Here is a 7,664-nt window from a genome sequence, read left to right as displayed (position 1 = left end):
CAGCAGCATGTTCTACGACGCCCGCGACTACCGCCGCCGGTTCCCCGACGGCCGCATCGGCTCCAATCCGGGCCTCGCCGCGCCGGAGCATGGCAAGCGCCTGTACGATGCGGCGGTGGCCGCCCTCGCCGACAAGTACTGCGCCTTCGTCAACGAGGAGTGATAAGCGACCCGCTCAGACGGGCTTGCCAGTGTGCTGCTCGTGGTAGCGGCGTTCCATCGCGTCCCACAGGGTGACCTCGAGCTGGACTTGGTCCAGCTTGTTGATCTCCTGGATGCCGGTCGGGGAGGTCACGTTGATTTCGGTCAGGTAGTCGCCGATCACGTCGATTCCGACGAAGACCAGCCCCTTTTCCCGCAGCGTCGGCCCGATCGCGGCGCAGATGTCGCGCTCTCGGCTGGTCAGCGTGGTCTTTTGGGCGCCGCCGCCGGCGTGGAAGTTGGCCCGCGCTTCGCCGCTGACGGGAATGCGGCTGACGGCTCCGCCCGGTTCGCCATCGATCAGGATGATCCGCTTGTCGCCCTGCCGGATCTCCGGCAGGTATTTCTGGATGATCACCGGCTCGCGGTAGAGCTGGGTGAACATCTCCAGCAGCGATCCAAGGTTCTCGTCGTCCGGCTTCAGGTGGAACACGCCGGCCCCGCCATTACCGAAAAGCGGCTTGACGATGATGTCCTTGTACTCGGCCCGGAACGACAGGACCTCCGCCTTGTCGCTGGTTATCAGCGTCGGCGGCATCAGGTCGGGGAAGTGGGTGACGAACAGCTTCTCCGGCGCGTTCCGGACATGGACCGGATCGTTGACGACCAGGGTGCTGGCCTGGATGTGCTCCAGCAGGTGGGTCGCCGTGATATAGGCCATGTCGAACGGCGGGTCCTGACGCATCAGGACGAGGTCCATGGTCGCCAGATCGATCGTCTGCTCCGAACCGAAGCTGAAGTGGTTGCCGTACTCCCGGCGGACTTCCAGGGGTCGTACGCGCGCGTACAGCCGGCCGTTCCGGAAGCTGAGGTGCTGCGGCAGGTAGTGGAACAGCGCGTGCCCGCGCCGCTGTCCTTCCAGCGCCATCATGAAGGTGCTGTCGGCATCGATGTTGATGCTCTCGATGGGGTCCATCTGGATGGCGACGGCGAGGCTCATCGGGGTACACTCCGCGGGTCAGCAAGGCTGAGGATATTGAAAACGGTCGGAAGTCAGTTCAGGCGGGTCTTGAGCTGCTGGATCAGCAGGGCCGTCTGGTGGCGCAGCAGATCGTTGCCGCCCAGCGTCATGAAGGTCTCCAGGGCGCCGACCGCTGCGTTCAGGTTGCCGATATGGGCATTCAGCAGGCCCGCTTCACGCCACAGCATCGCCTCTTCCGGTGCGAACAGCAGCATTCCGTCAAGGATCTCGACCGCCTTGTCCACCCGGTCCGCCTTCATGAACCTGAGCTTCAGGTTGTTCTGAAGGCGCAGCAGGATATCGCGGTTGCCGACTGTGGCGTAGTATTCCGGCGTCAGCTCCGCATCGGCCCCGGCCGCCACCTTCAGCAGGTCGCGCAACTCCATCACGGAGCGCGTCTGGCCCTGGTTGAACGGGTCGATGATGATCCGTTCGCCGGCATATTCCAGCCTGACCAGGAAGTGGCCGGGGAAGTTGAGGCCGCTGATGCTCCATCCATGCGCGCGGGCGGTCTGGATGAACAGGATGCCGAGCGCGACCGGCAGGCCCTTCTTCCGGTCGATCACCTGCATCATGTTGGCGTTCTGGATGTCGTCGTAGGTGAGCGTATCGCCCTCGTAGCCATGGCGTCCGACCAGGACGTCCTGCAAGGCGGTGACGCGGCCTTCCAGTGTATCCGCATCGGGAGGGTTCAACTCCCCGACCTGTTCCGCCAGCAGCGAAAGATGGTCGCGGTAACGCTGGAGCGATACGTCGGGATGGTCAAGTGCCGCCAGCGCCAGGGCCGCTTCGGCCAGATCGATGTCTTCGTCCGGCTGAGTTCCGATGTGGCGCAGGAGGTCTTTTGCTTCCAGGCGGCTGATCACGGGTCTTGTTCTCGCTCCGTCCGAGGTCGGTTACCGATGATTAAGGTGGATATGATGATCAAGGCGGACATAGAGCATATTCCAGCCAAGGTCGACAACCTTATGCCGCAAGCGGCGAAGCCGGCCCCGGCTCAAAGGCAGCCTTCCCGCCATGCATCCACCAGATGGCTCGGCCAGCGGCGGGGCGTCACCAGCATCATGTCGAAGCGCACGGGCAGGCCGGTCAGGTCGGGGTGCCGGGCGACGAAGGCCGCCGCAGCGTGTTCCAGCCGCTGACGCTGCCGGGCCGACAGGGCGCAATTCGCCGCCTCCAGCGTATTCCGGGCCTTGACCTCGACGATGACCACGGTGCCGCCGCGCTTGGCCACGATGTCGATCTCCCCCTGGTGGCAGCGCCAGCCCTGCGCCAGGATGCGGTAACCCTTCAGCCGCAACGCCAGCCGGCACAGCGCTTCCGACCAGCGTCCGCGCCGCCAGGCCTTGAGGCGCCTTGAGTCCGCCGGCCTCGGCCTGCCCGTCCTGACCTTTACCGCCCTTGCCTTAACCGCCCCCGCCTTAACCGCCATCGTCTTCACCGTCGGGCGGAGGAGCGTCGGCGGCGGCCCGTCCCAGTTCGAGCGCCCGTGCATAGACCTGACGGCGCGGCCAGCCGGTTTCGGCCGCCACCTCCGACGCCGCATCGCGGACACTCATGCGCGCCATCGCCGCCGCCAGGGCGCGGTCCACGGCGGCCTCGTCCACGGCGCCCGACCCCTCGGCAGGGGGACCGACCACGACGACGATCTCGCCCTTGGGCGGGCCTTGCTGGGTGTAGTGGGCGGCGAGGGTGGCGAGATCGCCCCGGCGGACTTCCTCGAAATACTTGGTCAATTCCCGGGCAACGGCGGCCTCCCGGTTGCCAAGCACCGCGTGAAGGTCGGTCAGCATGGCGGCCAGCCGCTCCTTCGACTCGAAGAAGATCAGCGTCGCCTTCAAGCCCATCAGCTCATGGGCGGCCGAGCGCCGAGCCGCCGATTTCGGCGGCAGGAAGCCGGCGAACAGGAACCGGTCGCTCGGCAGGCCCGACAGCACCAGCGCCGTCACCGGCGCGCAGGCGCCGGGCAGGGTGGTGACCGGCAGTCCGGCTGCGACGCATTCCCGCACCAGCTTGTAGCCGGGATCGGAGATCAGCGGCGTGCCGGCGTCGGAAACCAGGGCGATGGTTTCGCCGGCGCCCAGCCGCTCCAGCAGGATGGGGCGCATTTTCGCGGCATTGTGTTCGTGGTATGAGATCATCGGCGTGCCGATGCCGTGCGCCGACAGCAGCTTGCGGGTGACGCGCGTGTCCTCGCAGGCAATGGCGTCGGCGGCTCGCAACACGCCAAGGGCTCGTAGCGTTATATCGGCTGCGTTTCCGATTGGAGTGGCGACAAGGTAAAGCCCCGGGTCCGGTTTACTTGCGACCTCGGCTTGGGTACCTTCCTCGCTCTCGCCTGCCCGTATCGAATTGGAGTCTGTCGGTGACACGTTTGGCGACTTTCCCGGATGTATTGAAGCCGGTTCGGCTGGCGGTCGGCCTGCTCGCGCTGGCCGCCTGTGCGCCCACCGTAAGACCTGAACCGCCGCAGGCGCAAGCTCCGGCACCCGGTCCCATCATTTCCGAACAGCTCGAGCCGCTGGCTCCCGTCGACCGGACGGTCAAGGTGGCGCTGCTGGTGCCGCTGACCGGCAATGCAGCGGACCTGGGGCAGGGCATGCTGGATGCCGCCCAGCTCGCCCTGTTCGACCTTGGCGACGACCACTTCCAGCTTATCCCGCGCGATACCAAGGGAACGCCGGGCGGCGCTACCGAAGCCGCGCGCGCGGCCATCGCCGAAGGCGCCCAGCTTATCCTGGGACCGCTGTACTCGTCCTCCGTGGGCGCGGTCCGGCTGGCGGTGCAGGGCGCCAGACTCAGCATGATCTCGTTCTCCAACGACCAGAGCCAGGCCGGCAGCGGCGTCTGGACGATCGGCTTTTCGCCCGACGACCAGGTCCGCCGGGTTGTTTCATACGCCAAGTCGCAGGGCGTCAACCGGATCGGCGCCATGGTGCCCCGCAACGCTTATGGCGAAGTCGTCAGCACCGCGCTGAACGACGCCGCCCGCAAGGTGGGCGCCCGCGTCGTCCGGACGGAACGCTACGACGCCGCCAACACCGACTTCTCGGCCGTGGTGCAGGCGCTGGCTTCGGGCGGACCAGGCAGCCTGGACGCCGTCATGATGACCGAAGGCGGGCCGAAGCTGCGTAGCGCCGCCTCGCTGCTGCCGGCCTTCCAGATCGATCCGGCGCAGGTCCGGCTGCTCGGCACGGCCAACATGGACGATCCCACGCTGGGGACCGAGCCGGCCCTGGTCGGCGGCTGGTACGCAGCACCCGATCCGTCCGCCCGCCGCGACTTCGAACAGCGGTTCGAGTCCGTGTATGGCCGCCGTCCGCCGCGTCTCGCGACGCTGGCCTACGATGCGGCGGCATTGGCCGCCGTCCTGGCCCGCAGCGGCGGTCCCGCCCCGTTCGATCCGATGGCGCTGACCAACCCCAACGGCTTTGCCGGCGTCGACGGCATCTTCCGCCTGCGGCCCGAGGGTCTGGTGGAACGCGGCCTGTCCGTGATGGAAATAACCCCCAGCGGCAACCGCGTCATCGATCCTGCTCCCAGCAGCTTCCAGGCTTTTGGTTTCTAGGGCACATTCGTAATTCGTAGGCCGGTGTAGAGCGAAGCGGCACCCGACATCGACGCGCCGGCTTGTCGGGTGCCGCTTCGCTCTACACCGACCTACGGCTCTACGGCTGGCGATCAGGCCGGCAGCAACTGCGCCAGCAGCCCGTTCAGCCGTTGCCGGCCCGCCGCCGTCGCCCGCAGGCGTTCCGCCGTCAGCTCGACGAAACCGCCATCCTGCATCCGGCGGAGGCCTGCCGGATCGAGCGCCTGATCGGCGCTCAGCCCGGTTTCCCGGTATAGATGGTCCAGTGCAACGCCTTCGCGCAGCCGCAGCCCCATCATCAGCAACTCGATCAGCCGCTCTGGTGCCGCCACTTCCTCGGACGCGTGGCCGCCGTGGCCGTTGCGGGCGACCAGATCCAGCCATGCTTCCGGCGCGCGATGGGCGCGGGTCGCGTATTTCGTGCCGTCCAGCGTCAGCCGGCCATGGGCGCCGGGACCGATGCCGACATAGTCACCGTAGCGCCAATAGGTCAGGTTGTGCCGAGACTCCTCGCCCGGCCGGGCATGGTTGGATATCTCGTAGGCCGGCAGCCCAGCACTTTCCAGCACAGCCTGCGTCGCCTCATAGAGGTCGCCGGCCAGCTCGTCGTCGGGGATGGCGAAGGCACCCCTGCTGTGCAGGGTGTGGAACTGCGTCCCTTCCTCGATCGTGAGCTGGTAGACCGAGAGGTGCCCGACCGCATGGTCCAGCGCTCGCCGCAGCTCGTTCTCCCAGTCGGCGACCGACTGGCCGGGGCGGGCGTAGATCAGGTCGAACGAGAAGCGGTCGAAATGCCGGGCCGCCAGCCCGATGGCGCCCAGCGCTTCCGACGCGCTGTGGGCACGCCCCAGGAACTTCAGCGAGGCGTCGTCCAGCGCCTGGATGCCGAGCGATACCCGGTTGACCCCGGCGGCGCGGAACCCGGCGAAGCGTCCGGCTTCGACCGAGGTCGGGTTGGCTTCCAGCGTGATCTCCAGCCCCGGCGTCAGCGCCCAGTGCCGTCCGATCCGCTCGATCAAGGCGGAGACCGTCGCCGGCTCCATCAGGGACGGCGTGCCGCCGCCGAAGAAGATCGAGGTGACGGTACGTCCCGGCGTCAGGGCCGCGTAGTGGTCCAGCTCCGCCAGCAGGGCATCCCGCCAGAGGGCATGATCGACGCCGGCGCGGACATGGCTGTTGAAGTCGCAGTACGGGCATTTGGCCAGACAGAACGGCCAGTGGACATAGATCCCGAACCCCGGTCCTTTATCTATCGGCGCCATCAGGCGAAACACCGCTCCACGAGCTGCCGGAACGCGTCGGCGCGGTGGCTGATCCTGTGCTTTTCGGCAGGGTCCATCTCGCCGAAGGTGACTTCGTAACCGTCGGGAACGAACATCGGATCGTACCCGAAACCATTGGCGCCCCGCGCCGGCCATGCCAGCTTGCCGTAGACCCGGCCCTCGACCGACTCGCAGTGGCCGTCCGGCCATGCCAGCGTCAGCGCGCTGACGAAATACGCCGTCCGGTCGCCGTCGCCCAGTTCCCGGTTGACCCGTTCCATCGCGGCGGCGAAGTCCTTGTCAGGTCCGGCCCAGCGGGCGGAATAGATCCCCGGCTGCCCGCCTATCCCCGGCACCACCAGACCGCTGTCGTCGGACAGGGCGATCAGCCCGCACGCGGTTGCGGCGGCGCGGGCCTTCAGTTCGGCATTGGCGATGAAGGTATCGCCGGTTTCTTCCGGCTCCGGCAGGTCAAGCTCCGCCGCAGAACGGAAAGCCGCCACATAGGGGCCGAGCAGGGCCGCGATCTCGCGGACCTTGCCCTTGTTGTGGCTGGCGACAACCAGCGTGTCGCCGTCGAACTTCCTGGTCATTCGAACTCCCAGTTCAATTCCGCCCAAGTCGATCCCGCCGGCCCAGCCGACTCAAAGCCCCAGCGCCGCCTTCTGCAAGGCGGTCAGCTCCGCGATCCCCTTCTGCGCCAGCGCCAGTAGTTCCAGGAACTGCTCCTGGCTGAACGGCTTCTCTTCCGCCGTGCCCTGGACTTCCACGATGCCGCCGCTGCCGGTCAGCACGAAGTTGGTATCGGCTTGCGCTGTCGAATCCTCGGCATAGTCGAGGTCGAGCACCGCCGCACCCTGGAAGATGCCGGCCGAAATCCCGGCTACCGAGTCGGTCAGCGGCACCGCCTTCAGCTTGCCGATCTTGACGAGGTGCTGGAACGCCAGATGGAGCGCCACGTAGCTGCCGGTGATGGCTGCCGTGCGGGTGCCGCCATCGGCCTGGATCACGTCGCAGTCCACTTTGATCTGCAACTCGCCCATGCCCTGGCGATGGGTGACCGCACGCAGCGAACGGCCGATAAGACGTTGAATCTCCTGGGTGCGGCCGGATTGCTTACCCTTGGCGGCCTCGCGGTCGGTGCGGGTATTGGTCGAGCGCGGCAGCATGCCGTACTCCGCGGTCACCCAGCCGAGACCGGTGTGGCGCAGGAACGGCGGGACGCGATCGTCGACGCTGGCCGTGCAAAGCACGTGGGTATCGCCGAAACGGACAAGGCACGAGCCCTCGGCATGTTTCGAGAAGCCGGGTTCCAGGCTGATCTGACGCAGCGCGTCTGGTTGGCGGCCGGAGGGACGCATGGTGCTGAAATCCGTCAATGGGTTGAACGCGGTGGGCCAAGCTAGCGGGTCGGGACCCGCCAGTCCAGCCCGCACACCGCCGTAGTGTGCTCCGTCGCGCCGTTGATTCGCCCGAATGCCTTGACTACATTGGGTGTTCGGCCACACGGGCCGGCAGCAACCGGCTGGGGGGCCGCCACATCGTGCCGTCTGCTTTGTCGAAGCACAGATGATCAGCGAACTGAACCAGCGCTCGCGTGACATTTTCCGCACCATCGTCGACGCCTACGTGGAAACGGGCGAGCCGATCG

8 protein-coding genes are annotated in these 7,664 nt (G+C 67.0%); 1 reads left to right on the top strand and 7 read right to left on the bottom strand.

Going from position 1 to position 7,664, the window contains the following annotated elements; all coding sequences use genetic code 11:
* Positions 1–175: 175 nt before the first annotated feature.
* The 4 genes from gshB to rsmI all read right to left on the bottom strand — a co-directional run bounded on the left by gshB (position 176) and on the right by rsmI (position 3,534).
* Positions 176–1,141 carry a glutathione synthase gene (gene gshB, locus AC5JJ6_RS32855; RefSeq protein WP_496046079.1) on the bottom strand — a complete coding sequence of 322 codons (966 nt, stop codon included), beginning with the start codon at positions 1,139–1,141 and terminating at the stop codon, positions 176–178.
* A 53-nt stretch (positions 1,142–1,194) separates the two neighbouring features.
* Entirely contained in the window at positions 1,195–2,028 is an 834-nt protein-coding gene (locus AC5JJ6_RS32850; protein WP_496046078.1) for a SirB1 family protein, read from the bottom strand.
* Between the two features lie 131 nt (positions 2,029–2,159).
* Positions 2,160–2,594, bottom strand: a complete 435-nt coding sequence (locus AC5JJ6_RS32845) for a YraN family protein (protein WP_496046077.1) — start codon at positions 2,592–2,594, stop codon at positions 2,160–2,162.
* Positions 2,584–3,534, bottom strand: coding sequence for a 16S rRNA (cytidine(1402)-2'-O)-methyltransferase (gene rsmI / locus AC5JJ6_RS32840; protein ID WP_496046076.1), 951 nt, complete (start codon positions 3,532–3,534; stop codon positions 2,584–2,586). Before rsmI ends, AC5JJ6_RS32845 begins: the two co-directional genes overlap by 11 nt.
* On the opposite strand from rsmI, the gene AC5JJ6_RS32835 reads away from it, so the two are divergent.
* Positions 3,528–4,730, top strand: a complete 1,203-nt coding sequence (locus AC5JJ6_RS32835; protein WP_496046075.1) for a penicillin-binding protein activator — start codon at positions 3,528–3,530, stop codon at positions 4,728–4,730. The two genes, rsmI and AC5JJ6_RS32835, sit on opposite strands and share 7 nt — an antisense overlap.
* A gap of 113 nt (positions 4,731–4,843) precedes the next feature.
* Here AC5JJ6_RS32835 and hemW read toward each other — a convergent pair whose 3' ends face one another.
* The 3 genes from hemW to rph are packed head-to-tail and all read right to left on the bottom strand — an operon-like array spanning position 4,844 to position 7,374.
* Positions 4,844–6,013: a radical SAM family heme chaperone HemW gene (gene hemW / locus AC5JJ6_RS32830; RefSeq protein ID WP_496046074.1), complete on the bottom strand. Its 1,170-nt coding sequence runs from the start codon at positions 6,011–6,013 to the stop codon at positions 4,844–4,846.
* Positions 6,013–6,606 carry an RdgB/HAM1 family non-canonical purine NTP pyrophosphatase gene (rdgB, locus tag AC5JJ6_RS32825; RefSeq protein ID WP_496046073.1) on the bottom strand — a complete coding sequence of 198 codons (594 nt, stop codon included), beginning with the start codon at positions 6,604–6,606 and terminating at the stop codon, positions 6,013–6,015. Before rdgB ends, hemW begins: the two co-directional genes overlap by 1 nt.
* A 51-nt stretch (positions 6,607–6,657) precedes the next feature.
* Complete coding sequence (gene rph / locus AC5JJ6_RS32820; RefSeq protein WP_044428284.1) at positions 6,658–7,374, bottom strand: ribonuclease PH; 717 nt, start codon at positions 7,372–7,374, stop codon at positions 6,658–6,660.
* Positions 7,375–7,664: the final 290 nt, after the last annotated feature.

This window comes from Skermanella sp., from assembly GCF_059503625.1.
This window is presented reverse-complemented; position numbering and strand designations above follow the sequence as displayed.

Excerpts from the sequence above, each read along its gene's own strand:
- gshB (WP_496046079.1), bottom strand. The coding sequence starts at position 1,141 with ATGAGCCTCGCCGTCGCCATCCAGATGGACCCCATCGAGAGCATCAAC.
- AC5JJ6_RS32845 (WP_496046077.1), bottom strand. The coding sequence starts at position 2,594 with ATGGCGGTTAAGGCGGGGGCGGTTAAGGCAAGGGCGGTAAAGGTCAGG.
- hemW (WP_496046074.1), bottom strand. The coding sequence starts at position 6,013 with ATGGCGCCGATAGATAAAGGACCGGGGTTCGGGATCTATGTCCACTGG.
- rdgB (WP_496046073.1), bottom strand. The coding sequence starts at position 6,606 with ATGACCAGGAAGTTCGACGGCGACACGCTGGTTGTCGCCAGCCACAAC.
- rph (WP_044428284.1), bottom strand. The coding sequence starts at position 7,374 with ATGCGTCCCTCCGGCCGCCAACCAGACGCGCTGCGTCAGATCAGCCTG.